The organism is Streptomyces sp. NPDC041970, from assembly GCF_055588985.1.
The window spans coordinates 45,397-67,854 of record NZ_JBVJCD010000011.1 but is presented as its reverse complement, the minus strand read 5'-3'; the positions used below and the strand labels follow the sequence as shown (position 1 = coordinate 67,854).

The following is a 22,458-nucleotide window of genomic DNA, read 5'->3' as shown; positions in this document are numbered from 1 at the left end:
GCCCGGCCGGCCGCGTGCCCGGCCGCGCACCGCGCCCGCCCCGCCCGTCGCCCCTCGCGGCAGGGGGGGGCGGGCGCGCTTCCGCCCCGCCCGGCACGGCCCCGACGGCAACGCACCCGCCCCCGCCCGCGACGCCCGGGGAAGGGTCGCGCGACGGCCGGAGTACGGTCCCGCGATCGCCGGAGGACCGTCCCGCGACGGCCGGAACACGGCCGCCCCTCGGCCGAGTTGCCGCGCGATCGCCGAACGCCTCCCCAGATGCCCGACTTTGGCCTGATCTTGACGGGTCTCGGACACATCCGGGCGGTCAAGGCAGTGTCCTAAGCACCCATCACTCGGTTAGATGAGTGTGGACACCAGAACGCCTCGGTTCGACGAGCAACCCGCCCTGAGCATGACCAAGGTGGACAGCGACCCCGCGCAGGTCATCGTCAACCACGCCAGCTTCCGGGTGCAGCTCCCCCCGGGCCAGCGCGCACGGCTGCGCGGTGCCCCCGCGGAGACGGCCCGTATCCCCGCCATGAGCGGTGCCGGCGGGAGCCGCAGGCGGGCGCCGGTCGTCTGGAGCGGCAAGTCCGCTCCCGGCGACCCCGGCGCGACGGGCCTGCTCCAGGCCGTGCGCGGTTCGACCGCCGACCACCTCGACGCCGGGTTCGGCGGGCGCCCGGACGGCCACGCGGCGGGCGCGACACAGGTCATCCCGCTGCTGGACGAGACGCAGCCCACCCCCGTACTGACCGCCCCGCACCGGCCGGGACGCACCGGTCCGCTCCTCCCGCCGATGCGGCAGGCGCTCGGCGCGTACGACCACGTCGAGGGCCCCGAGGACCCCGACGCCCTCCACGACCACGGCGAGGACGACGCAGCGGAGGACGCGGCCGCCGCCCGCGCCCGGCAGCAGGGCGGCGACTCCGTCCGGAACGCGTACTACCCCGGCCACCGGATGAACCTGGGCGTGGTCCTGCTGCCCCTGCGGGTCTTCCTCGGCTTCATCTCCATCTACGCCGGCATGGGCAAGCTGTGCGACCCCGTCTACTTCGACGGCGGCGAGCGCGGCTCGATGGTGAAGTGGCTGAACTCGCTGCACCCCTGGGCGCTGGCCGAGCCGCTGCGCGACTTCGCCCTCTCGCACCCGGTCGGCGCCGGCCTGACCGTCGCCTTCCTCCAGGTCGTCGTCGGCGTCCTCACCGTCCTCGGCCTCTGGCAGCGCGTCGCGGCCTCGGTCGGCGCCCTGCTCTCCGCCGCGCTCCTGGTGACGGTGAGCTGGCGCACGGTCGCGGTGTACGACGCGCCGGACATCATCTTCCTGGCCGCCTGGAGCCCCCTGATCATCGCGGGCGCCCCCGTCTTCTCCGCGGACGGCCGGCTCGCCGCGGAGGCGTGGCGCACGCTCGGCCCGCGCTCGGAGATCTGGGACCTGCGCCGCCGGGTGCTGCGCCGCGGCACCGCCGTGGCGACGGTCGTCGTCGGCCTCACCCTGCTCGTCGGGTCCGTCCTCGGCGGGGCGGTCCGCTCCACGGAGGTCGTCACCGTCCCCGACCGCAACGACAACCCGACCAACCGCCTCCCCGGCGTGCCGCTGCCCCGGGAGACCGCCGGCGAGCGCAAGCCCTCCCGTACGCCGGAGCAGCGGCGCAGCCCCGAGCCCACCAGCTCGGACGCGGCCACGACGCCCACCACGGGCCAGGTCGCACCGGACGCGCCCCGCGACTCCGACGGGCAGGACACCGGGGCCGCCACCCGGCCCAGCGAGACCCAGGGCACCGGCCAGGAGCCCCCGCGCCGCCCCGCCCCGCAGGAGCCCCCGGCCACCACGAGCGCCGGCCCCACCTCGTCCGGCGCCACCGGCGGCGACGGATCGTCCGGCGGCGGCGAGCCGGAGCCCACCGGCGGAACGACCACCTCCGGCAGCGACGGATCGACCTCCGGCGGCGGCCGCAACCCGATCGGCGGCCTCCTCGGCTGACCCGCGGGACGTACGCGTACGCGGCGAGGGGCGGCCCCCACCCGGCGAGGGTGGGGGCCGCCCCTTCGTACGGGGTCCGGGCGGCGGTCAGCTCGCGGGGGAGCCCAGCTCGCGGGCGGCCTCGGTGAGGTCCTTGGCGGTGTCGATCGCCCGCCAGTACGCCCCGTGCGGCAGCGGGTAGCCGGCCAGCCGGCGCTCACGGGCCAGCCGGGGGAACGTCGTGCGCTCGTGGTCGCCCCGGTCCGGCAGCAACGCGGTGAACGCGGGCGCGAACACGTACACGCCGGCGTTGATCAGGTACGGGGACGGCGGCGACTCGATGAAGTCCGTGATGTGACCGAACGCGTCCGTCTCCACCGCGCCCCACGGAATCCGGGGCCGGGCCAGGGCCAGGGTGGCGGTGGCGTCGCGCTCGGCGTGGAAGGCGGCCATCTCGCGCAGGGAGAAGCGCGTCCAGATGTCACCGTTGGTGGCGTACCAGGGCTGCTCCGGGTCGGGCAGCCGCTCGGCGGCGTACCGCAGCCCGCCCCCGCGGCCCAGCGGCTCCGTCTCCACGACCGTGGTGACCTTGAGCGGCAGCGCGGCGGACTCCAGCCACTCCTGGAGCACCTCGGCGAGATGGCCGCAGGAGACCACGGCGTCGGTGACCCCTTCGGCGGCCAGCCAGGAGAGCTGGTGGCCGATGATCGGAGTCCCGGTTCCGGGGATCTCGACCATCGGCTTGGGGCGGTCGTCGGTGTACGGCCGCAGCCGCGACCCCTGGCCCCCGGCAAGGATCACGGCCTGCGTCGGATACGTATGCATGGCAGGCACGATAGGCGGTGCCCGCCGCGGGAGGGCGCCGCCCGCCGGGCCCGCCGGGGAGGGCCCCCGGCCGCCTGCGCACCGCCCACCCGCACCTGCCGCGTCAAGGGACGGACGGGGGCGGGGGGTTGAGCGGGGCGCCGCCGTGAGCCCCGCAGGGGTCACGGCGGCGCGGGGACGCGCTGCGGCGTCAGGCCCTGACGACACCGCCGGTGCCGGGGACCGCGCGGTAGCTGGTGCCGAAGGCGGAGCAGTAGGCGTAGGACCAGCGGTTGTCGTTGGTGACCACGCCCCTGGCCGTCTTCGTCGTGCTGCCGTTCGAGCACGACACCTTGGCGTAGTACGCGAAGGTGACGTCACAGGCCGCACCGTAGGTGTTGCGGTCGGACCACTCCACACCCCCGATGCACCACGAGGGGATGCTCGCCGCGGTCCGCGGCGAGGACGGGGCGGCCTGGGCGGGGGCGGAGACCCCGAGCGTCAGGGCGGCTCCGGCGATGGTCGCCGCGAGGGCATGACGTACACGCATGAAACTCTCCTTCTCCGAGTGAACGCGGTGATCTGGGCTCACGTTGCCGAGCCGCGCGGGGGAGGTGGGAAGCGGGAACCCGGCCGGCGGTGCCGCCTCCCCCGCGCTGCCGGCGACAGGTGCGCCGGCCGGGCACCCCAGAGACTGCTGGCCTCGGCAGGGGGGAGACAACGGCATCCGGCTGTCCCGGACAGACGCGGACTGTCCGGGCTGGTCGGCACCGTGTCCGAGGCGCGTCCCGGACAGCGCGGCCCTGGCCGGATCCGCCCCGTTGCCCCGTGCGCCGAGGCGGCAGCAGGATGACGCTCGTGAAGGATCCGGGGGAGTTGTCGCCGTACGGAGCCCGAGACGCTGCCGGCTTCGTCCAGTTGTTGCAGCAGCTCAAGGAGCGGTCGGGGCTGACGTATCGGGAGCTGGAGGAACGGGCCGCCCGAAGCGGTGACGTGCTGGCACGCAGCACGCTGGCCGACGTCCTACGGCGAACGAGCCTGCCGCGGCCCGATGTGCTGGCCGCGTTCGTCCGCGCCAGCGGGGACGGGCAGCGGGTCGGCGCCTGGTTGGAGGCCAGGGAGCGCATCGCCGCGGGGAGCGTCGCCGATCCGCCGCCGGAGCCCGCCCCCGACCCCGTGGCCGCCTCCGAGGCCGAAGCGCCACCGCGGGCCGCCGCGCCCACCGGCTCGCGGTCACGTCGGAGCACGGGCCGCCCGGTCGTCCTCGCGGCCGGCCTCGTGATCCTGCTGCTCGCCGCGGGCATCGGGTGGGCGCTCATCGACCGTTCCGGTGCGCCGCCCACCGCTTCGCGGATCCCCGCCGGCGGCTGGGTGACCATCCATCCCGTCCGTTCGCCGGAGCTCTGCCTGAGCGACGGACGTGACCGGGACGGTGTGTACGGCAGTGCCGTCGCCGCCCAACTGCCCTGCGCACGCGCCGCCGTGCCACGTACCTACCTCGAACCGGCGGGGGAAGGCCTCTTCCGTATCCAGTGGCACCACCCGCAGGAGGGCAAGGGGTGCCTGACGGTCATGGGCACCGGCCCGGTGCGGGGGATGATCGAGCCCCAGGACGACTGTGCACGGGCCACGCTGTTCCGCTTCGACGCCCCCGCCTCCGCCGCGGACGGCGAGGGCTTCCGGCTGCGCCCGGTGAACAGCGACCGGTGCGTCGGCATCGCCGACGACGAGACCGCTGCGGGAGCCGAAGCGATCGAGGAACGGTGCACCGGGGAGGCCGACCAGCGCTTCCTGGTCCGGAAAGGCTGACGGCCCCGACTGCGGCCGGCGGTGCCGGCGGCCACGGGGCCTGAGGGATCCGCCCGACCGGGGGCGGCGTTCGCGTAGGAGAGCCGTCCTGTGGAGGGCGCTGAGGGACGATCCGCGCTCCCCGGTGGATCAGCGCGTGGCGTCGGAGGCGGCGCTGCCACGCGGAGGAACGGCATTGGCGAGCGGGGAGGGGGCGGGCGTTCCGGCAGCACGGTGACGTGCCGTGCCCGTCGGCGCGCGGCCGCCGGGGATGACGGGCAGCTCTTGGGTCTCCGGTGCGGATCGTGCCGGGCGCGCGGAGTCCGGCACGATCCGCACGAAGGGCCTAGCTGAACTGCGCGACGCCGGAGGCGAACGAGGTGTCGCAGACCGGGCGGGAGAAGCGGTGGGCGCGGGTCGGGCCGTACTGCTCGACGGCGGCCCTGCCGAGGGCCCGCGCGATCGACATGCAGTGGCGGGCGAGCGACGGGCGCTGCTCGACGGCGCGCTGGAGGCCCGTCAGGGCGGCGGCCGGGTCCTTCTCCCGCAGCTCCACGAGCAGCTTCTCGCGCAGGACGTCCTGCGGGGCGCTGGACTTCGCGGGTGTGGAGACGGACTTCGAGGAGGCGGCCAACAGGGGGGAGTCGGCGTCCGAACCCGCCCACGGAACGCTGGTGACCGCGAGGGTCCCGGAGAGAACCATGACGACGGGCAGGACGAGAGCGAGGGATCGGCCGATGCGGCGCGCGGTGTGGGTCACGCAGCGAGCGTAGCGTTCAGTGAGGGATTGGCAGCATTTCGTCACCCTGGCGGGGGATGGTTCGAGGGGCCCTTTCGAATCCCAGGTTGACGGACCGCAGAGAAATGCCCTGTGTGCCGGGGTATTTCTCCTGGCCGGACGGGTGAGCCCCACGCGGACGGCCCCGCGCCTCCTGGTGGAGGGGCGGGGCCGCGCGTACGGAGGGGGCGGGTCAGTTGGTGAGGCGCTCGCCGGTCGAGGTGGCGAAGACGTGCAGCTCCTCCGGGCGCGGGACGACGTGCAGCTCGGCGCCCTTCTCCGGGACGTCGCGGCCGCCGACGCGGACGACCAGGTCCTTGTGCTCGCCGCCGACACGGGTGGAGCCGTAGACGAAGCCGTCGGCGCCCAGCTCCTCGACGACGTTGACGGAGACGGCGAGGCCGGCCGGCTCCTCCGCGGAGCCCTTGGTCAGCGACGCGGCGGCGCCGCCGTGCTCGACGATGTCGAAGTGCTCGGGGCGGATGCCGACCGTGACCGTGGTGTCGCCGCGGTCGGCGGCGGCGGTCAGCGCCTCGCGGGAGACGGGGACGACGCTGTTGCCGAACTTCACGCCGCCGTCGGTGATCGGGACCTCGACGAGGTTCATCGCGGGGGAGCCGATGAAGCCGGCGACGAAGAGGTTGGCGGGCCGGTCGTACATGGTGCGCGGCGAGTCGACCTGCTGGAGCAGCCCGTCCTTGAGGACCGCGACCCGGTCGCCCATGGTGAGGGCCTCGACCTGGTCGTGGGTGACGTAGACGGTGGTGATGCCGAGGCGGCGCTGCAGGGAGGCGATCTGCGTACGGGTGGAGACGCGGAGCTTGGCGTCGAGGTTCGACAGCGGCTCGTCCATGAGGAAGACCTGCGGCTCCCGCACGATGGCCCGCCCCATCGCCACCCGCTGGCGCTGACCACCGGAGAGCGCCTTCGGCTTGCGGTCCAGGTAGTCGGTGAGGTCCAGCATCTTGGCGGCCTCTTCGACCTTCGCCCGGATGTCGGTCTTGTTCACACCGGCGATCTTCAGCGCGAAGCCCATGTTGTCCGCGACGGTCATGTGCGGGTAGAGCGCGTAGTTCTGGAACACCATGGCGATGTCCCGGTCCTTGGGCGGCAGGTGCGTGACGTCGCGGTCGCCGATGCGGATCGCGCCGCCGTTGACGTCCTCCAGGCCCGCGAGCATCCGCAGGGAGGTGGACTTGCCGCACCCGGAGGGGCCGACGAGGACGAGGAACTCGCCGTCCGCGATGTCGATCTGCAACTGGTCCACGGCCGGCTTCGTGGAGCCGGGGTAGACGCGGGTCGCCTTGTCGAACGTGACACTGGCCATGCTGATCTTCTCCTCCACCGGCAGGAACGTGCCGGACGATCCGAGTAGGGAGTGGTCTGGTCCACTTGAGCGGACCAGCCGTGACGCTACCTGGCGTTTCCCGATCTGTCAGTAGTCCCGAGCACGCGGAAAACGCGGACGAGCGGGGCGCGGGGTTGGTTAGACTGCACCGGCACGCCTCCTTAGCTCAGTCTGGCCAGAGCAACGCACTTGTAATGCGTAGGTCGTCGGTTCGAATCCGACAGGGGGCCCGGTGGAAGGCCCAGGTCGGACGACGTCCGACCTGGGCCTTCGTCGTTCGCGGACGCGGCGGCGCGCCGGCGGGAGCGCTCCGTGCGGGGCGTCGGGTCCCGGTTCCGGTCCCGGACGGGCCGGCGAGCCGGTCGGCGGACGCGTCGGGGCGGTGGGGTGTGCGGACGGCTCCGTCCGGGTCGGTACGGGGCGGGGTCCTCCGGTCGCGGTCGCGTCGTCGCTCCCCGCGCTCCCGTCACGGGCGGGCGGAAGCGGCGGCGGGCGGCCTTCCCGCGGCGCTGCTGGGGCGGGCGTGCCTTCGGGGCCTTCCCCGCGGAGGCCCGAGGCTTCGGCGTCCGGTTCGATCCCGGTGGATTCTTCGCGCGGGTGCGGGGAACGCGGGACGGGCAGGGGTGGTATCTCGGGAAAGTTACGTGTTCCGTCGCCGCCCCACTCACGGCTCGGCCTAATCTCTCCCTGTCTGCCACGAATATCGGTCACCCCCCACCGAAACCCCGCTGGAGAAGATATGACCACACCCACGGAAGTAGCCACTCCCGTACCGGTGCGTAGCAGAGGGCTCGGAAGTGTGGTGGTGAGCTGGATCACGACCACGGACCACAAGAAAATCGGTCACCTCTACTTGATCACGTCTTTCGCCTTCTTCCTCTTCGGCGGCCTGCTGGCTCTGCTGGTCCGGGCGGAGCTGGCACGGCCGGGGATGCAGATCGTCTCGAACGAGCAGTACAACCAGGCATTCACCATGCACGGCACGGTGATGCTGCTGCTTTTCGCCACGCCGACCTTCGCGGGGTTCGCCAACGCCATCATGCCGCTTCAGATCGGGGCCCCCGATGTGGCATTCCCCCGGCTGAACATGTTGTCGTACTGGTTGTTCCTCTTCGGCGGGCTGATCGTCGTGGGCGGACTGCTGACCAGCAACGGCACCGCCGATTTCGGCTGGACGGCCTACACCCCGCTCAGCCGGGAGGAGCACTCGCCCAGCGTCGGGGCCGACATGTGGATCATGGGCCTGGCCCTGTCCGGGTTCGGCACGATCCTCGGGGCCGTCAACTTCATCACGACGGTCATCTGCATGAGGGCGCCGGGCATGACGATGTTCCGTATGCCCATCTTCACCTGGAACGTGCTGCTCACGTCCGTCCTGGTGCTCCTGGCGTTCCCCGTCCTCGCCGCCGCGCTGCTCGTCCTCGAAGCGGACCGCCGGTTCGGCTCGCACGTCTTCGCCCCCGAGAACGGGGGCGCGCTCCTGTGGCAGCACCTTTTCTGGTTCTTCGGGCATCCGGAGGTGTACATCCTCGCCCTGCCCTTCTTCGGCGTGGTCACCGAGATCTTCCCCGTCTTCTCCCGCAAGCCCGTGTTCGGCTATATCGGCCTGGTCGGCGCGACCATCGCGATCACCGGGCTCTCCGCGACCGTGTGGGCCCACCACATGTTCGCCACCGGCGGGGTGCTCCTTCCCTTCTTCTCCCTCATGAGTTTCCTCATCGCCGTGCCGACCGGCGTGAAGTTCTTCAACTGGATCGGCACGATGTGGAAGGGGTCCATCTCCCTGGAGACCCCCATGCTGTGGTCGGTCGGTTTCCTCGTGACCTTCCTGTTCGGCGGCCTCACGGGCGTCATTCTGGCGTCGCCGCCGCTGGACTTCCACGTCCACGACTCGTATTTCGTGGTCGCCCACTTCCATTACGTGCTCTTCGGGACGATCGTCTTCGCCATGTTCGCCGGGTTCTACTTCTGGTGGCCGAAGATGACCGGCACCATGCTCGACGAACGGCTGGGGAAGATCCATTTCTGGTCGCTCTTCGTCGGCTTCCACACGACGTTCCTCGTCCAGCACTGGCTCGGCGCGGAAGGGATGCCGCGCCGGTACGCCGACTACCTGGCGGCCGACGGCTTCACGGCCCTCAACACCCTCTCGTCCATCGGCTCGTTCCTGCTCGGCCTGTCGACGCTGCCCTTCCTCTACAACGTCTGGAAGACCGCGAAGATCGGCAAGCGGGTCACCGTCGACGACCCCTGGGGGTACGCCCGGTCCCTGGAGTGGGCCACGTCCTGCCCCCCGCCGCGCCACAACTTCGTGACGCTGCCCAGGATCAGGTCGGAGTCGCCGGCCTTCGACCTGCACCACCCCCGAGTCTCCGGGTTGGACCTGGCGAAGCACGACGGCAAGCGCGACGTCGTGGAACCGGACAAGGACTGACCCCTCGGGGGTCGGGACGCGGCCTCGGCGGCCGGGGCGTGCGCGCCCCGGCCGCTTCGTCGTTTCCGGGGCGGGCCGTGCGTCCGGGGCCGCCCGCGTCGACGGAGCCGGTTGGGTCGCTGGAACCGGTCGCGTCCATGGAGCCGGCTGGGTTGCCGGGGCCGGTCGGGTCCGTGGAGGCCGACGGGGTCGACGGAGCCGGCTCCGGCGACGGGGCGGGCGGGGCAAGAGGGCCGGGGGATACGGGTGTTGTGGGCGGTCGAGGAGATGGTGTGAGCGTCCCCACCTATCTCTACCGAGGGGTAGGCCCGCCGGGGGTCCTTGTTATACCTTGCGTCTAACAAGCGGGTGGGAGCCCGGCCGGGCTCTCCGGCGCGGGCGGGGCGGCGGTGCGGCCCCCAGCCCCCGCGGGCCCGCCCGGCACCGCTGTCGTACGCACGTCACCACGACCGAGGAACACCGCACTCGACCCAAGGAGCCGCAGCATGGCCGGCAGCACCGTTCCGTCGAAGGTCCAGCACAGCCCCGAGGGCGACGACGTCGCGCGGCGACTGCTCGGCTCGGCCGCGCAGTTGGCGTACGACCCGGCCACCGAGGTCGACTGGGACACCCCGCTGGACAAGGACTTCCACGGCGCGAGCCCGGAGTGGAGCACGCTCTACGGCACGCCGTACTGGGACGAGTTGACCGAGGCGCAGCGCAAGGAGCTGACGCGCCAGGAGGCCGCGTCGGTCGCCAGCACGGGCATATGGTTCGAGATGATCCTCCAGCAGATGGTGCTGCGGGACATCTACATGAAGAACCCGGCGGGCGCGGAGTTCCAGTGGGCGCTCACCGAGGTGGCCGAGGAGTGCCGGCACTCGATCATGTTCGCCCGCGGCGCGCAGAAGCTCGGCGCACCGCACTACCGGCCGCGCCGCGCGGTGATGGAGCTGGGCCGGGTCTTCAAGACCCTGGCGTTCGGCGAGGCGGCGTACGCGGCGATCCTCGTCGCCGAAGAGGTCCTGGACGTCATGCAGCGGGACTGGATGCGGGACGAGCGGGTCGTGCCGTTCGTGCGCACCATCAACAACATCCACGTGGTGGAGGAGTCCCGCCACATGAAGTTCGCCCGCGACGAGACGCTCAAGCGGCTGAAGAACGCGGGGTGGGCGCGGCGGCAGATCAACGCGTTCGTCGTCGCCGTCGCCTCGTACTTCATCGTGACCAGCATGGTGAACCCGGAGGTCTACCGGAAGGCCGGTCTCGACAGGCGGCGCGCGCTGGCCGCCGCCAGGAGCAACGAGCACCACAAGTCGATGATGCGGTCGAGCTGTTCGGGGCTGATGGACTTCCTGGCCTCGGCCCGGCTGCTCACCGGGCCCGCCCTGGCCTTCTACAAGCGCGCGAACCTGATCTGAGCCGAGGCCATGACCTACGCCATCACCCAGACCTGCTGCAGCGACGCCACCTGCGTGGCCGTCTGCCCGGTCAACTGCATCCACCCGACGCCGGAGGAACGCGCCTTCGGCAGCACGGAGATGCTGCACATCGACCCGCGCGCGTGCATCGACTGCGGCGCCTGCGCCGACGCCTGCCCGGTGGACGCCGTCTTCCCGGTGGACTCCCTGCCCGCCGGGCAGCGGGAGTACGCGGAGCTCAACGCCGCCTACTACGCGGGCGGGGAGTCGCGGGCGCCGCTCGTGGACGGGCCCAACTTCCACGCCTGGGGCGAGCCGGTCTTCGAGCGCAGCCTGCCCTCGGACTTCGCGCGGCTGCGGGTGGCGGTCGTCGGGACCGGCCCGGCGGGGATGTACGCGGCCCAGGACCTGCTGCTGCACACCAGCGCCGAGGTGACGCTGATCGACCGGCTGCCGGTGGCCGGCGGGCTCGTCCGCTACGGCGTCGCGCCGGACCACCCCGCGACCAAGAAGGTCGGTGACGCCTTCTCCCGCTTCCACCACCACCCCCGCGTGCGGATGCACCTGGGCATCGAGGTGGGCCGGGACGTCACGGCCGAGGAGCTGGCGGCCCACCACGACGCGGTGATCTACGCGGTGGGCGCCTCCACGGACCGGCGGCTGGGCATCCCCGGCGAGGAGTCGTCCGGCTGCCTGTCGGCGACCTCGTTCGTGGCCTGGTACAACGCCCATCCGGAGGCCGTCGCGCAGGGCGTCGACCTGTCCGCCGAGCGGGTCGTCGTGGTGGGCAACGGCAACGTCGCGCTCGACGTGGCCCGCGTCCTGGTCGCGGACCCGGAGGAGTTGGCGGGTACGGACATCGCGGACCACGCGTTGGAGGCGCTGCGGGCGAGCCGGGTCCGCGAGGTGGTGGTGCTGGGGAGGCGGGGGCCCGAGGACGCCGCGTACACCCGGTCCGAACTGCTGGCGCTCAAGCACCTGCCGGGCGTGGAGCTGGTGGTGGACGACCACGACCCCCGTACGGCGGCGGCGATCGACGCGGCCGGGCCGGTCGACCGGGCCGGGCTGCTCCAAGGGCTGGCGCGGGTGCGGACGGCTGCCGGCGCCCCGGCGCCCGCCGCGGGGGCGGACCGGCGCATCGTCCTGCGCTTCCACTCGCGGCCGGTGGAGGTCCTGGGCGGCGGCGACGCCCCGGCGCACGCCGTGCGCGTCACGGACGGCGGGGGCGGTGCGGTCGAGCTGCGGGCCGGGCTGCTGCTGCGGGCCATCGGCTACCGGGGGCTCCCGGTCCCCGGCCTGCCGTTCGACGACGTGACCTGCACGGTCCCGCACGAGGGCGGCCGGGTGGCGGGGTTGCCCGGCAGTTACGTGGTGGGCTGGATCAAGCGGGGGCCGTCCGGCGGGATCGGCGCCAACCGGACGTGCGCGGCCGAGACGGTCGGCACGCTCCTGGCCGACGCGGTCGCGGGGAGGCTGCCGGCCCCCACGGGCGACGCGAAGGCGTTCCGGCGGCTCGCCCGGAAACGCAACCGCCACGTGGTGGACGCCCGCGGCCTCGCGGCGATCGACCGGGCCGAGCGGGACCGGGGGCGGCGCGACGGCCGGACCCGCGTGAAGCTCGCCACCGTCGAGGAGTTGGTGGCGACGGCGCGGGCGAGCCGGTTGCGGCTGCTGTCCTGACGTCCAGCGGCCCCGGCGGCCGTGACGCCCACCGGCCCCGGCGGCGAGGCGCCTGCCGCCGGGGGCGGGGCCGCCGGGGGCGGGGTGCCGCCCCGGCCCGGTCGCCGTACCGCCGGCCCGGTCGCCGTGCGGTTGTACCGCCGTACGGTCGTGCCGCCGGGCGGCGCCCTTCGCCCCGGCGCTGGTCAGGCCGTGCGGCCGGTCGCTCCCGCCCTCTCCGGCGCACCGGCCGCGGGGAGCGGCGGTTCGGGCGTCGGGCGTACGGGGATGAGCGCGGCGACGACCGCCGCGGCGAGGCCCACGCCGCAGCCGATCAGCATCGCCACCCGGAAGCCGTTCTGCGAGGCCAGCGGGAAGCCGCCGAAGTCCGTGGTCATCCGGGCCAGCACCACCCCGATCACGGCCGCCGCGAACGAGGTGCCGATCGAGCGCATCAGGGCGTTGAAGCTGTTCGCCGACGCGGTCTCCGACGCGGGCACCGCGGCCATGACCAGCGCGGGCATCGCCCCGTACGCGAAGCCGACGCCCGAGTTGCAGACGAGCGTGACCAGCAGCAGGCCCCACGGGGAGTCCGAGCCGATCAGCGGTACGGAGAGGCCGTATCCGGCGGCGATGAGCAGGCTGCCGACGGCCAGCGTGACCTTGGGGCCCCGGGCGGCGGACAGCTTCGCGCCGACCGGGGACATCGCCATCATCATCAGGCCCGCCGGGGCCATCCACAGGCCCATCGCCACCATCGACCGCCCCAGGCCGTAGCCGGTGGCCTCGGGCAGTTGGAGCAGTTGGGGCACGACGAGGGACTGGGCGTACATCGCGAAGCCGACCAGGACCGACGCGGTGTTCGTCAGCAGGACCTGGGGGCGGGCGGTCACGCGCAGGTCGACCAGCGGGTCGTCCCGGCGCAGCTCCCACCGGCCCCAGGCGGGCAGCAGGACGAGCGCGGCGGCGAACAGGGAGAGCGTCGTCGCGCTGCCCCAGCCCCAGTCGGCGCCCTTGGAGACCGCGAGCAGCAGGCAGATGAGCGCGGTGCCGAGGCCGGCGGCGCCGAGCAGGTCGAAGCCGCCGGACGAGGCGGCCGGGCGGTCGGCGGGGACCAGGAGCAGGATCAGCGCGCCGACCGCGAGGGCCAGCGCCGCGATGGCCCAGAACAGCACCCGCCAGCTCGCGTTCTCCGCGATGGCGGCGGCGAACGGCAGGCCCAGCGCGCCGCCCACGCCCATCGACGCGCTCATGATCGCGATGGACGACCCCAGCTTCCGGGCCGGGACGATGTCGCGCAGCAGGCTGATGCCGAGGGGGACCACGCCCATGCCGAGGCCCTGGAGTCCGCGCCCGGCGATCATCGGCACCACCGACGAGGAGAGGGCGCAGACCACCGAGCCGAGGACCAGGGGGGCGAGCGAGGCGAGCAGCAGGCTCCGCTTGCCGTACATGTCCCCGAGCCGCCCCGCGACCGGGGTGGCGACGGCGGCGGCCAGCAGGGTGGCGGTGATCACCCACGACGCGTTCGACGCGGAGGTGTCGAACAGCTTCGGCAGCTCCGCGATCAGCGGCACCACCAGGGTCTGGGTGAGGGCCGCCACGATCCCGGCGAAGGCCAGGATGGCGACCACGCCTCCGGACCGGGGCGTGGGGGGTGAACTGTCCACGGGGTGCTCCCTCTCGCCCTCACGGGCCGGGTCTCGGCATCGCGGCCGTCGAGGACCGCGCTCGACTGTGCACGATACATCGAATGTGCATCATGCACGACATATGTATGATGCACATCTATCGTGTGGGGTGTGGTCGTCCGCCAGCCCTCTCCGGTACGGCGGACCAGGAGCCGCAGGAGCCGAAGGAAGCGACGCGTGGACAAGCCCCTCGACCGGATCGAACGCGAGACCATGCTGCTCGGCCGGTACATGCACCTGCTCAGCCCGCGCGCCGAATGGCGGCTGGACCGCAGCGCCTACATCCTGCTCAGCCGCATCCAGGCCGAGGGCCCGATGTCCATCAGCCAGCTCAGCGAGGCGTTCGGCCTCGACGCGTCCACCCTCAACCGGCAGACCGCCGCGATGCTGCGCGCCGGGGTCGTCGAGCGCATCCCGGACCCCGACGGCGGCATCGCGCGCAAGTTCGCCATCACCGAGGAGGGCGAACGGCGCCTCGACAACGACCGGGGCAGGAACCTCGCCGGCCTCGCGAAGGTCCTCGCGGACTGGACGCCCGAGGAGGCGGAGCAGCTCGCCGCCTCCCTGAGCCGTCTCAACCTCTCCATCGAGCGCCTCGACGGGCGGCCCTGGCCCCGCGACTGACCCCCGCGGCCGGCGGCCCCGGTACGCCCCGCCCGTGCGGGCCCGTGCCCCGGCCGGGGCCGGCGGCGGCCCGCGAAGCGGTCGGCCGCCCGGGCGAGGGGGGCGTGCCGGTGCGGGGGAAAGCGGTTGCGCGGCGGTCGGCGGCGTACAGGCCGCGGCCGCCCCCGCGCTCCGCGGTCGTCGGCGGTGCGCTGGGCGGGGAGGGAGGCGTGGGCCAGGTCGCCCAGGGGGTCGTTACTGCGCCGGGGCGCGTTCCGTCTTCCCCTCCCGCGCCCCCGCTACGTCGGCCCGTGCTCCGTGCGGTGGCTCGGGGTGAGCGGGTAGCAGGCGAGGCCGACCAGGGCGGCGGTGAGGCGGACCAGGTCGGCGAGGGTGCGGCCGTCGCCGAGGAGGGGGACGCCGCAGAACACGAGCACGGCGAACGCGTAGGCGTGCCGCCACGGATGCGGCACCCGGTACGTGAGGACGCCGGCGGCCCCGGCCAGCGCGTAGCCGACCCCGGCGCCCAGCGCGCCGGGGTCGGGCTGGGGCGCGTGCCCGTGCTGGAGCGCCCACGCGAGGGCGACTCCGCTGAGGAGGCTGGCCAGCACCGGGGCCGTCACGGCGACGGCCAGCCAGCGCAGGGTGCCGAGCCAGTGTTCGGCGGTGGCGTGGAAGACGGTGAACAGCACCGCGTACGGGAGCCAGCGCGCGCCCTCGACCCCCAGGGTGGCCTCGACGAGGTTGCGTACGGGGCTCTGCGACGGCTCGGGCGCGCCGGTGGCCTCGCGGCGCAGGAGGTCGCCGCCGAGGGCGGGCGGCAGCCGGTGCGGGACGACGGCGGTGACGACGAGGAGGCCGAGCCAGACGTAGGTGCCGGGCGCGGTGGCGACCCAGTGGCGGGCGGCGGCGAGGGCGGCCCGGCCATGGCCCTGCTGGGTCGCGAGGCGGGAGGGGTTCGTGTGCTCTGCGGGGCCCGAGAGGTCTGCGGGGCCGGTGGGCCCCGAGGTGCGGGGGCGGTCCGGCGGCCGGTCGCCCGGCTCTTTTCGGGGCATGACCCGATTCACGCACGTCTCTAGGATCGGCGGCGTGATCGACATCCCTGACGAACTGATCGCTCATCTGTCCCTGGACAGCGGTGCGGCCGGACGGTCCTTCGCCGCCGGGCTGCCGGGGCTCGCGGACCGGTGCCTGGAGCGCTGGGGACTGCGGCCGGACGGCCCGTCGATGCACGGGAGATGCGCGTTGGTCCTGCCGGTGGTGCGGGAGGCCGACGGCCTGCCGGCCGTGCTGAAGCTCCAGCCGGTGGACCGGGAGACGGAGGGCGAGCCGGTCGCGTTGCGGGCGTGGGGCGAGGCGGGGGCCGGGGTGGTGGAACTGCTCGCCCATGACCCGGAGTCGGGGGCGATGGTGCTCGAACGGCTCGACGAGCGGCGGCCGTTGTCGGGCCTGCTCGACGTGCGGGAGGCGGTGGCGGTGCTCGGCGCGGTGCTGGCCCGGCTGGTGGCGGTGGCCGCGCCAACGGGGCTGCGGACCCTGGGCGGAGAGGCGGAACGGATGCTCGCCGCGGCGCCGCGGGCCCTGGGGCGGCTCGCCGACGCGTCGGACCGGCGGCTGCTCGCGGACTGCGCGGCGGCGGTGCGGGAGGTCGCGGGGGAACCGGGGGACCGGCTGCTCCACTGGGACCTGCACTACGACAACGTCCTGGCCGGGCGCGCGGAGGCCGGGCGGGCGGGGGAGTGGGTGGCGCTCGACCCCAAGCCCCTGGCGGGGGACGCGGGGTTCGAGCTGTTCCCGGCACTGGTCAACCTGTTCGACGCGGGGGAGGTGCTGTGGCGGTTCGACGCGTTGACGGAGGCGCTGGGCGGCGAGCGGGACCGGGGGCGGGCGCGGGCCTGGACGCTGGGGCGGGTCCTCCAGAGCGCGTTGTGGCACGTGGAGGGCGGGGCGCGCCGTCTCGACCCGGAGCAGGCGGAGCTCGCCCGGCGGTTGATGGGGCGCTGAGGGGGCGGGGTGGGGCGGGGGCGCGGGGGACTGCGGGAGGGGGGTGGTTCCGTTTGACCGCTGTCGGCTGTCCGCTGTCCGCTGTCTGGCTTCCGGTTTCCGTCGCCTTCCGGCTCGTAGTTGGCGGCTGGTAGTTGGTAGCTGGTGGCCTTTGGCGGCCGTGCTCCGGTGTACGCCCTCCGGCGTCGGCGCTCTCCCGTGCGCCCGGTCGGCGTGCGGCTCCGCGCCCGCGCCCTACGGTGTTCCGCCCTCCCCGGCGTATGCCCCGTGCCGACCCCGACCAGGACGTACGCCTTGGTCGGCGTGGGCTCCCCCGTCCTCCGCTCTCCGCCCCCTCCGGCGTACGCCCCCTCCGGCTCCGGCGTACGCGCTCCCCTCCGACGTACGTGCCCCCCCGGCTTCCGTGCCCCTCCGGCTCCGGCGTACGCGCTCCCCGGCTCCGGCGTACGTGCCCCCCGGCTTCCGTGCCCCGCCCCGTTCGCGTGTCTCAGGCGCGTTTGAGGCCGGCCCCCGGTGCCGAGCGCTGTGCGGCGGCCTTCACGGCGAGGGTGGCGGCTTCCAGGCCGCTGGTGAAGGAGACCTCGCTGAGGAGGCCGGGGGCGGCGACCTGGTCGCCCGCGAGGAAGAGGCCGTTGCCGCGGATGACGGAGGGGCGGTCCCGCCAGGTGGTGCCCGGCCGGTCCACGGCCCCGGTGCGGCCGTCCGCGATGGCCTCGGTGCGCCAGGTGGTGCGCTCGCGCCAGCCGGGGAAGCCGAGGTCCAGGAGTTGTTCGGCGCGGGCGGTCCCCTCGGCCCGGCGGGCGGTCGGGGCGATCGGGATCTGGCTCTGGATAAGTTGCTCGCCGGCCGGGGCGAGGCCGGGGTCCTGGGCGGTGAACCGTTCCACCCAGCCGGGGGCGTCCAGGTCCGACACGGCGAACGCGTCACCGCGCCGGGTGCGTACGGCCAGGTCCACCAGGACCGTGCGGCCGCTGTCCCAGGTGAGGGTCTGGTCGTCCAGGAGGGTGCGCGCGGCGGCCAGGGAGGTGGCGACGATCACCGGCCCGGACCGGGACAGCTCGCCGAGCGTACGGGTGTCGACGCGGGCGCCCGTCTCGACGGTGACGCCGAGGCGGCGGGCGTGGTCGGCCATCCGGTCCACGAGCGGGCCCCAGCCGCCGACCGGGTAGCGGGCCTCGGGCGGGAAGGACGCCAGGCGGCGCAGCCGCTCCTGGACGAAGCGGGCGGAGAGGGCGCCGGGATCGTGGTGGAACACGGCGGTCGCCGCGAAGTGCGCGGCGGTACGGGCGGCCTCCTCGCCCGCCTGACCGGTGGCCCAGCCGAGGAAGTCGGCGTCCACCGGGGCGGTGCGGGGGTTGCGCCGGGCGAGGCGCAGCAGGGCGGCGGGCGGGGTGCGGCGGCCCGCGCCGTCGCGGCGGAAGCGGAACCGCACGCCGTCGAGGGGCGGCACCGAGGCGACCCGGCCCAGGAGGTCGCGCCGGGCCAGCCAGGTCCAGTGGGGCCCGCGCCGGTACAGGGCGTGCGGGCCCTCGTTGGTGCGGTAGGGGCCGTCCGCGGTCCTGGCCCGGCCGCCGAGCGTGCGGTGGCCCTCGTACAGGGTGACCCGCGCACCCGACTCGGCTGCGGTGATGGCGGCGGTGAGCCCGGCGAGGCCGCCGCCGATGACGTGGATGTGGTCCATGGCTGGAACTCCTTCGCTCTCTTGGTGATACGACGGATCGGCGGCGGCCGCACGTGACATCGGGCGCGCGGACGTTGTCAGTGGGGTGCGTCACGATGGGGGGCATGGCAGCGAGCACGGGCAGGGCCGGGAGCGGGAAGAAGGCCGTCGAGGCGGCGCGGCGGCCGGAGGTGCGGCTGCCGCCGCTCGTTCCGTACGACGGGGAGGGCCTGGAGCCGGACGGCGACTACGACGGGGTGCGGTTCGACGGGACGGACCTGGCCGACGCCTCGGGGCGGGGGGCGCGGTTCATGGACTGCGCGCTGGACGGCTGCCTCCTGGACCGCGCGGAGCTGGCGCGGGCCCGGTTCCTCGACGCGGTCCTGACGGGCGTACGGGGGGTGGGCGCGGATCTCGCGGAGGCGTCGCTGCGGGACGTGGAGGTGGTGGACGCCCGGCTGGGCGGGATGCAGATGCACGGGGCGGTGCTGGAGCGGGTGGTGGTGCGGGGCGGGAAGATCGACTACCTGAATCTGCGCCGGGCCCGGCTGAAGGACGTCGTCTTCGAGGGCTGCGTGCTCTCCGAGCCGGACTTCGGGGGCGCGCACCTGGTCCGGGTGGAGTTCCGGGACTGCGTGCTGAGGCGGGCGGACTTCAGTGCGGCGCGGATGGAGTCGGTGGACCTGCGCGGGGCGGCCGAGCTGGACATCGCGCGGGGCGTGGAGCGGCTGGCGGGCGCGGTGATCAGCCCGGCGCAGCTCATGGAGCTGGCGCCGGCGTTCGCGGCGCAGATCGGGGTGCGGGTGGAGGGGTGAGCCCGCCGGGCGCTTCGGGCTCGCGCGGTCACAGCGGTGCGGCCACAGCGGTCACATGCGGGGGAAGCGGGCCTGGAGGTCCCAGATCACGGGGTTGTCGGCGAGGCCCTCGTGCATGTCGGCCAGGTCGGCGATGAGGTCGTGCAGGAAGTCGCGGGCCTCGCGGCGCAGCAGGGAGTGGCTGAAGGTGAGCGGGGGCTCGTCGCCCGGCATCCAGTCCGCCTCGACGTCGACCCAGCCGAAGCGCCGTTCGAACAGCATCCGGTCCGAGGACTCGGTGAAGTCCAGCTCCGCGTACTGCCGCCGGTGCGACCGGTTGCCGCGCGGGTCCTGGTCGATCTGCTCGACGATGTCGCACAGCGCCCACGCGAAGTCGAGCACCGGCACCCATCCCCAGGCTGTGGACACCTCGCGGTCCGCCTTGGTGTCCGCGAGGTAGACGTCGCCGGAGAACAGATCGTGCCGCAGCGCGCGGACGTCCGCGCGGCGGTAGTCGGTCTGCGGGGGATCGGGGAAGCGGCGGGAGAGGGAGTAGCCGATGTCGAGCACGGATCGATGGTGTCATGCCGCACGAGGACGGACCGACACGATCGGGGCCGGTGCGGGGGCGCGGGCGGGGCCGGGGGACGGGTGCGGCACGGGCACGGGCGCGGTTGGCCGCGGCGCGCGCTCGGGCTGTCCGTGTGGGGGCGGCTGTGGGGCGGGGGCGGTGGGGGGTCAGGGGAGCAGGCGGCGCTCCTTCGCCACGGCCACCGCGCCCGCGCGGGTGTCGACGCCGAGCTTGGCGTAGATCCGCCCCAGGTGCGTCTTGACGGTGGCCTCGCTGATGAACAGGGCGCGGGCGATGTCCCGGTTGCCGAGGCCCTGGGAGAGCTGGGCCAGGATGTCGCGTTCGCGGGGGGTGAGGGCGGGGCGGGGGCTGCGCAGGTGGGCCATGACCCGGCCGGCGACCGGGGCCGAGAGCGTGGTGCGGCCGCGGGCGGCGGACCGGATGGCGGCGAACAGCTCCTCGGGGCGCTCTGCCTTCAGCAGGTAGCCGGTGGCGCCCGCCTCGATGGCGCGGGTGATGTCCGCGTCGGTGTCGTAGGTGGTCAGCACCAGGACGTGGGCGGCGCCGGTGGCCGTGATGCGGCGGGTCGCCTCGACGCCGTCGATGCCCGCGCCCAACTGGAGGTCCATGAGGACGACGTCCGGGGCCAGTCGGGCGGCGAGCACCACGGCCTCCTCGCCGCTGCCCGCCTCGCCGACGACCTCGATGTCCGGTTCGCTGCCGACCAGGGCGAGCAGCCCCGCCCGGACCACCGCGTGGTCGTCGCAGATCAGGATGCGTACGGGGGGCGTCGGGCCGGTCATACGGGTTCCTCCGGTACGGGGGAGAGCGGGATCTCGGCGGAGAGGACGGTGCCCTCGCCCGGTGCCGACTCGATCGTCAGGGCGCCGCCGAGCTGCCGCACCCGTGCCCGCATCGCCGGCAACCCGTGCCCCCGCACGCCGTCCGCCGGGCGGGGGCCGTCCGGATCGGCGGTGAAGCCGCGGCCGTCGTCGCCGACGTCGAGGACGACCCGGTCGCCGAGGTGGGTCAGGGTGAGCCCGGCGTTGGCGGCCCCGGAGTGCTCCCGCACGTTGGCCAGGGCTCCTTGGGCGATGCGCAGCAGGGCGGACTGCACCCGGTCCGGCAGCGCGGCGTGCGGGACTCCTTCGACGTGGCAGCGGACGGTGAGCGCGCCCTGCGCCTGGGCCGTCTCGCGGATCGCGAGCGCGTGCAGCGCCGCTTCGAGGCCGCCGCCCTCCGCCAGGTCGGCCGGGGCCAGGTCGTGGACGAAGCGGCGGGCCTCGGCGAGGTTGCGTTCCGCGATGCCGGCGGCCGTACGGACGTGGCGGCGGGCGGCGTCCGGGTCGGCCTCCCAGGTGCGGTCGGCGGCCTGGAGCAGCATCCGCTGGCTGGACAGGCCCTGCGCGAGGGTGTCGTGGATCTCCATGGAGAGCCGCTGGCGTTCCGCGAGGGTCCCTTCGCGGCGCTCGGTGGCGGCCAGTTCGCGCCGGGCGCGCAACAGGTCGTCGATCAGCTCGCGCTGGCGTGCGCCCAGCTCCCGTTGGCGTGCCGCCTGGCGCCGCGTATGGACGAAGACGGCGGTGGCCAGGGCGGCGACGGCGGGCGGGGCGAGCACCAGGAGGGGGTCGAACCCGGTCGCCAGGCGCAGTTGAGCGGCGACCACGAGCGCCGTGAGCAGGGTGACGAGCGCGAGGGCGGCGCGCGGCGGCAGGATGCCCAGCCCGGTGTAGAAGAGCGGGACGGCACACCACGCGAAGCTCGGCGCGAGGACGACCAGCACGGCCCAGAGGGCCACGAGGACCCCGAGCCGGGCCAGTCGGCGCGGGGTGGGGCGTGAGCCGAGGACCGGGCCGAGGAGGTGGAGCACCGCGAGGGCGGCCGACAGGGCGATGATCCACGGCGTGCGGGCCTCGCCGGGGTGCCGGATCAGGAACCGGGCCAGCGACCCGCCGAGCAGCAGGAAGAACGCGGCGTGCATGAACAGGACGAGTCGGCGGACGTCGGGGTCGACGCCCGCGGGCCCGCCCCATTCCGCGTCCCGCGGAACGCTCCGGTGGTCCACCTCGTACCTCGCGTCATGTGTTGCCCGACCCTGCCCGACCTGCGCGGATTCCCCCATGGTGACCCGGACCGGCCACCCCCGCATCAACCGATCGGCTGACGGCGGCGTCGGCCGACCGGTGCGCCGCCTCCAGCCGGTACGTCGACCGTACGGGCCCGCAACCGCCGGGAGGATCGAGGTCGGAGCGAACGCCCGGACCACCGGGCACCCCAGGCCGCCGGGACCACCGGACGCCGGGGACGCCCGGAACCATCCCGGAACGACCGAGGAGCCACCATGAAGAAGATGTCCCCGCGTACCCGTGTCGTCACCGGAGCCGTGGCCGTCGCCGCCCTCGGGGCCGGCGCGTTCGGCGCGGTCTCCGCGAACGCCTCCGCCCCGGCGGCCGCCCCCGCCGCCGCCGTGAAGGCCGACACGGGCAACCGCAACCTCCAGCAGTCCACGCACCTCACCGTCGCCGCCGCCGCCAAGGCCGCGCAGGCGACGCTGGACGCGGCGGCCGAGGAGAACCAGCGCGTCTCCGTCGCGGTCGTCGACCGCAACGGCAACACCATCGTCACGCTGCGCGGCGACGGCGCGGGCCCGCAGTCGCCCGAGTCCGCGGTGAGGAAGGCGTTCACCGCCGTCTCCTGGAACGCCCCCACCTCCGAGCTGGTCAAGCGCCTGGCCCAGGCGCCCAATCTGAAGGACATCCCCGGCACCCTGTTCCTCGGGGGCGGCGTCCCGGTGCAGGTCAAGGGCGCGCCGGTCGCGGGCATCGGGGTGGCCGGCGCGCCCAGCGGCGACCTCGACGAGAAGTTCGCGCGGGCGGGCGCCGCCGCCCTCGCCCGGTGAGGTCACGCCCGGCGTGCGCCCGTGCGGTGAGGCCGGGATCCGTGTGGAGGCCGGGTCCCGTCCGGTGAGGCCGGGTCCCG

19 protein-coding genes and 1 tRNA gene are annotated in these 22,458 nt (G+C 74.4%); 10 read left to right on the top strand and 10 right to left on the bottom strand.

Annotated elements, in window-relative coordinates; translation table 11 throughout:
- The first annotated feature begins 343 nt into the window (after window positions 1-343).
- Entirely contained in the window at window positions 344-1,966 is a 1,623-nt protein-coding gene (locus tag ACZ6EJ_RS08750) for a DoxX family membrane protein (protein ID WP_469265521.1), read from the top strand.
- Between the two features lie 87 nt (window positions 1,967-2,053).
- On the opposite strand, the gene ACZ6EJ_RS08745 is transcribed toward ACZ6EJ_RS08750, so the two are convergent.
- Both ACZ6EJ_RS08745 and ACZ6EJ_RS08740 read right to left on the bottom strand, forming a co-directional pair.
- Window positions 2,054-2,770 carry a nucleotidyltransferase family protein gene (locus ACZ6EJ_RS08745; RefSeq protein ID WP_469265519.1) on the bottom strand — a complete coding sequence of 239 codons (717 nt, stop codon included), beginning with the start codon at window positions 2,768-2,770 and terminating at the stop codon, window positions 2,054-2,056.
- A gap of 190 nt (window positions 2,771-2,960) precedes the next feature.
- Window positions 2,961-3,299 (bottom strand): hypothetical protein, encoded by a 339-nt coding sequence (locus tag ACZ6EJ_RS08740; protein ID WP_469265517.1) that lies wholly within the window; start codon window positions 3,297-3,299, stop codon window positions 2,961-2,963.
- Window positions 3,300-3,598: 299 nt separating this feature from the next.
- On the opposite strand from ACZ6EJ_RS08740, the gene ACZ6EJ_RS08735 reads away from it, so the two are divergent.
- Window positions 3,599-4,558 carry an RICIN domain-containing protein gene (locus tag ACZ6EJ_RS08735; RefSeq protein ID WP_469265515.1) on the top strand — a complete coding sequence of 320 codons (960 nt, stop codon included), beginning with the start codon at window positions 3,599-3,601 and terminating at the stop codon, window positions 4,556-4,558.
- Window positions 4,559-4,883: 325 nt separating this feature from the next.
- Here the strand turns inward: ACZ6EJ_RS08735 and ACZ6EJ_RS08730 are convergent, their stop codons facing one another.
- A complete protein-coding gene (locus ACZ6EJ_RS08730) occupies window positions 4,884-5,297 on the bottom strand; it encodes a hypothetical protein (protein ID WP_469265513.1) in 414 nt (137 codons plus the stop codon).
- A 211-nt stretch (window positions 5,298-5,508) separates the two neighbouring features.
- Window positions 5,509-6,642, bottom strand: coding sequence for an ABC transporter ATP-binding protein (locus ACZ6EJ_RS08725; RefSeq protein ID WP_469265512.1), 1,134 nt, complete (start codon window positions 6,640-6,642; stop codon window positions 5,509-5,511).
- A gap of 176 nt (window positions 6,643-6,818) precedes the next feature.
- On the opposite strand from ACZ6EJ_RS08725, the gene ACZ6EJ_RS08720 reads away from it, so the two are divergent.
- The 4 genes from ACZ6EJ_RS08720 (at window position 6,819) to ACZ6EJ_RS08705 (ending at window position 12,177) form a co-directional block, all read left to right on the top strand.
- Window positions 6,819-6,893 (top strand) — tRNA-Thr (locus ACZ6EJ_RS08720).
- Window positions 6,894-7,402: 509 nt separating this feature from the next.
- Window positions 7,403-9,097 (top strand): aa3-type cytochrome oxidase subunit I, encoded by a 1,695-nt coding sequence (gene ctaD, locus ACZ6EJ_RS08715; protein ID WP_469265511.1) that lies wholly within the window; start codon window positions 7,403-7,405, stop codon window positions 9,095-9,097.
- 485 nt (window positions 9,098-9,582) lie between these two features.
- Window positions 9,583-10,497: an AurF N-oxygenase family protein gene (locus ACZ6EJ_RS08710; protein ID WP_469265510.1), complete on the top strand. Its 915-nt coding sequence runs from the start codon at window positions 9,583-9,585 to the stop codon at window positions 10,495-10,497.
- 9 nt (window positions 10,498-10,506) lie between these two features.
- Complete coding sequence (locus tag ACZ6EJ_RS08705; RefSeq protein WP_469265509.1) at window positions 10,507-12,177, top strand: FAD-dependent oxidoreductase; 1,671 nt, start codon at window positions 10,507-10,509, stop codon at window positions 12,175-12,177.
- A 185-nt stretch (window positions 12,178-12,362) separates the two neighbouring features.
- Here the strand turns inward: ACZ6EJ_RS08705 and ACZ6EJ_RS08700 are convergent, their stop codons facing one another.
- Window positions 12,363-13,826, bottom strand: coding sequence for an MFS transporter (locus ACZ6EJ_RS08700; RefSeq protein WP_469265507.1), 1,464 nt, complete (start codon window positions 13,824-13,826; stop codon window positions 12,363-12,365).
- A 198-nt stretch (window positions 13,827-14,024) separates the two neighbouring features.
- Here ACZ6EJ_RS08700 and ACZ6EJ_RS08695 point away from each other — a divergent pair, with 198 nt between their 5' ends.
- Entirely contained in the window at window positions 14,025-14,471 is a 447-nt protein-coding gene (locus ACZ6EJ_RS08695; RefSeq protein ID WP_469265505.1) for a MarR family winged helix-turn-helix transcriptional regulator, read from the top strand.
- Window positions 14,472-14,749: 278 nt separating this feature from the next.
- Here the strand turns inward: ACZ6EJ_RS08695 and ACZ6EJ_RS08690 are convergent, their stop codons facing one another.
- The gene (locus ACZ6EJ_RS08690; RefSeq protein WP_469265504.1) at window positions 14,750-15,505 is read right to left on the bottom strand and encodes a rhomboid-like protein; all 756 of its coding nucleotides are present in this window, start codon (window positions 15,503-15,505) and stop codon (window positions 14,750-14,752) included.
- On the opposite strand from ACZ6EJ_RS08690, the gene ACZ6EJ_RS08685 reads away from it, so the two are divergent.
- A complete protein-coding gene (locus ACZ6EJ_RS08685) occupies window positions 15,504-16,454 on the top strand; it encodes an aminoglycoside phosphotransferase family protein (protein ID WP_469265502.1) in 951 nt (316 codons plus the stop codon). The two genes, ACZ6EJ_RS08690 and ACZ6EJ_RS08685, sit on opposite strands and share 2 nt — an antisense overlap.
- 487 nt (window positions 16,455-16,941) lie before the next feature.
- Here the strand turns inward: ACZ6EJ_RS08685 and ACZ6EJ_RS08680 are convergent, their stop codons facing one another.
- Window positions 16,942-18,135, bottom strand: a complete 1,194-nt coding sequence (locus ACZ6EJ_RS08680; protein ID WP_469265501.1) for an FAD-dependent oxidoreductase — start codon at window positions 18,133-18,135, stop codon at window positions 16,942-16,944.
- 95 nt (window positions 18,136-18,230) lie between these two features.
- Between ACZ6EJ_RS08680 and ACZ6EJ_RS08675 the strand changes: the two genes are divergently transcribed.
- A complete protein-coding gene (locus ACZ6EJ_RS08675) occupies window positions 18,231-18,929 on the top strand; it encodes a pentapeptide repeat-containing protein (protein ID WP_469265500.1) in 699 nt (232 codons plus the stop codon).
- A 51-nt stretch (window positions 18,930-18,980) separates the two neighbouring features.
- On the opposite strand, the gene ACZ6EJ_RS08670 is transcribed toward ACZ6EJ_RS08675, so the two are convergent.
- The 3 genes from ACZ6EJ_RS08670 to ACZ6EJ_RS08660 all read right to left on the bottom strand — a co-directional run bounded on the left by ACZ6EJ_RS08670 (window position 18,981) and on the right by ACZ6EJ_RS08660 (window position 21,544).
- Window positions 18,981-19,478: a hypothetical protein gene (locus ACZ6EJ_RS08670; RefSeq protein ID WP_469265498.1), complete on the bottom strand. Its 498-nt coding sequence runs from the start codon at window positions 19,476-19,478 to the stop codon at window positions 18,981-18,983.
- Window positions 19,479-19,646: 168 nt separating this feature from the next.
- Window positions 19,647-20,282 (bottom strand): response regulator, encoded by a 636-nt coding sequence (locus tag ACZ6EJ_RS08665; RefSeq protein ID WP_469265496.1) that lies wholly within the window; start codon window positions 20,280-20,282, stop codon window positions 19,647-19,649.
- Complete coding sequence (locus ACZ6EJ_RS08660; protein ID WP_469265494.1) at window positions 20,279-21,544, bottom strand: sensor histidine kinase; 1,266 nt, start codon at window positions 21,542-21,544, stop codon at window positions 20,279-20,281. The genes ACZ6EJ_RS08665 and ACZ6EJ_RS08660 overlap by 4 nt, the downstream gene beginning before the upstream one ends.
- Before the next feature lie 276 nt (window positions 21,545-21,820).
- Here ACZ6EJ_RS08660 and ACZ6EJ_RS08655 point away from each other — a divergent pair, with 276 nt between their 5' ends.
- Complete coding sequence (locus ACZ6EJ_RS08655; protein ID WP_469265492.1) at window positions 21,821-22,378, top strand: GlcG/HbpS family heme-binding protein; 558 nt, start codon at window positions 21,821-21,823, stop codon at window positions 22,376-22,378.
- Window positions 22,379-22,458: the final 80 nt, after the last annotated feature.

Bases quoted from the DNA above. Each gene is read 5' to 3' on its own strand.
- ACZ6EJ_RS08750 (WP_469265521.1), top strand. From the start codon at position 344: ATGAGTGTGGACACCAGAACGCCTCGGTTCGACGAGCAACCCGCCCTG.
- ACZ6EJ_RS08745 (WP_469265519.1), bottom strand. From the start codon at position 2,770: ATGCATACGTATCCGACGCAGGCCGTGATCCTTGCCGGGGGCCAGGGG.
- ACZ6EJ_RS08740 (WP_469265517.1), bottom strand. From the start codon at position 3,299: ATGCGTGTACGTCATGCCCTCGCGGCGACCATCGCCGGAGCCGCCCTG.
- ACZ6EJ_RS08735 (WP_469265515.1), top strand. From the start codon at position 3,599: ATGACGCTCGTGAAGGATCCGGGGGAGTTGTCGCCGTACGGAGCCCGA.
- ACZ6EJ_RS08725 (WP_469265512.1), bottom strand. From the start codon at position 6,642: ATGGCCAGTGTCACGTTCGACAAGGCGACCCGCGTCTACCCCGGCTCC.
- ctaD (WP_469265511.1), top strand. From the start codon at position 7,403: ATGACCACACCCACGGAAGTAGCCACTCCCGTACCGGTGCGTAGCAGA.
- ACZ6EJ_RS08710 (WP_469265510.1), top strand. From the start codon at position 9,583: ATGGCCGGCAGCACCGTTCCGTCGAAGGTCCAGCACAGCCCCGAGGGC.
- ACZ6EJ_RS08705 (WP_469265509.1), top strand. From the start codon at position 10,507: ATGACCTACGCCATCACCCAGACCTGCTGCAGCGACGCCACCTGCGTG.
- ACZ6EJ_RS08685 (WP_469265502.1), top strand. From the start codon at position 15,504: ATGACCCGATTCACGCACGTCTCTAGGATCGGCGGCGTGATCGACATC.
- ACZ6EJ_RS08690 (WP_469265504.1), bottom strand. From the start codon at position 15,505: ATGCCCCGAAAAGAGCCGGGCGACCGGCCGCCGGACCGCCCCCGCACC.
- ACZ6EJ_RS08680 (WP_469265501.1), bottom strand. From the start codon at position 18,135: ATGGACCACATCCACGTCATCGGCGGCGGCCTCGCCGGGCTCACCGCC.
- ACZ6EJ_RS08675 (WP_469265500.1), top strand. From the start codon at position 18,231: ATGGGGGGCATGGCAGCGAGCACGGGCAGGGCCGGGAGCGGGAAGAAG.
- ACZ6EJ_RS08665 (WP_469265496.1), bottom strand. From the start codon at position 20,282: ATGACCGGCCCGACGCCCCCCGTACGCATCCTGATCTGCGACGACCAC.
- ACZ6EJ_RS08655 (WP_469265492.1), top strand. From the start codon at position 21,821: ATGAAGAAGATGTCCCCGCGTACCCGTGTCGTCACCGGAGCCGTGGCC.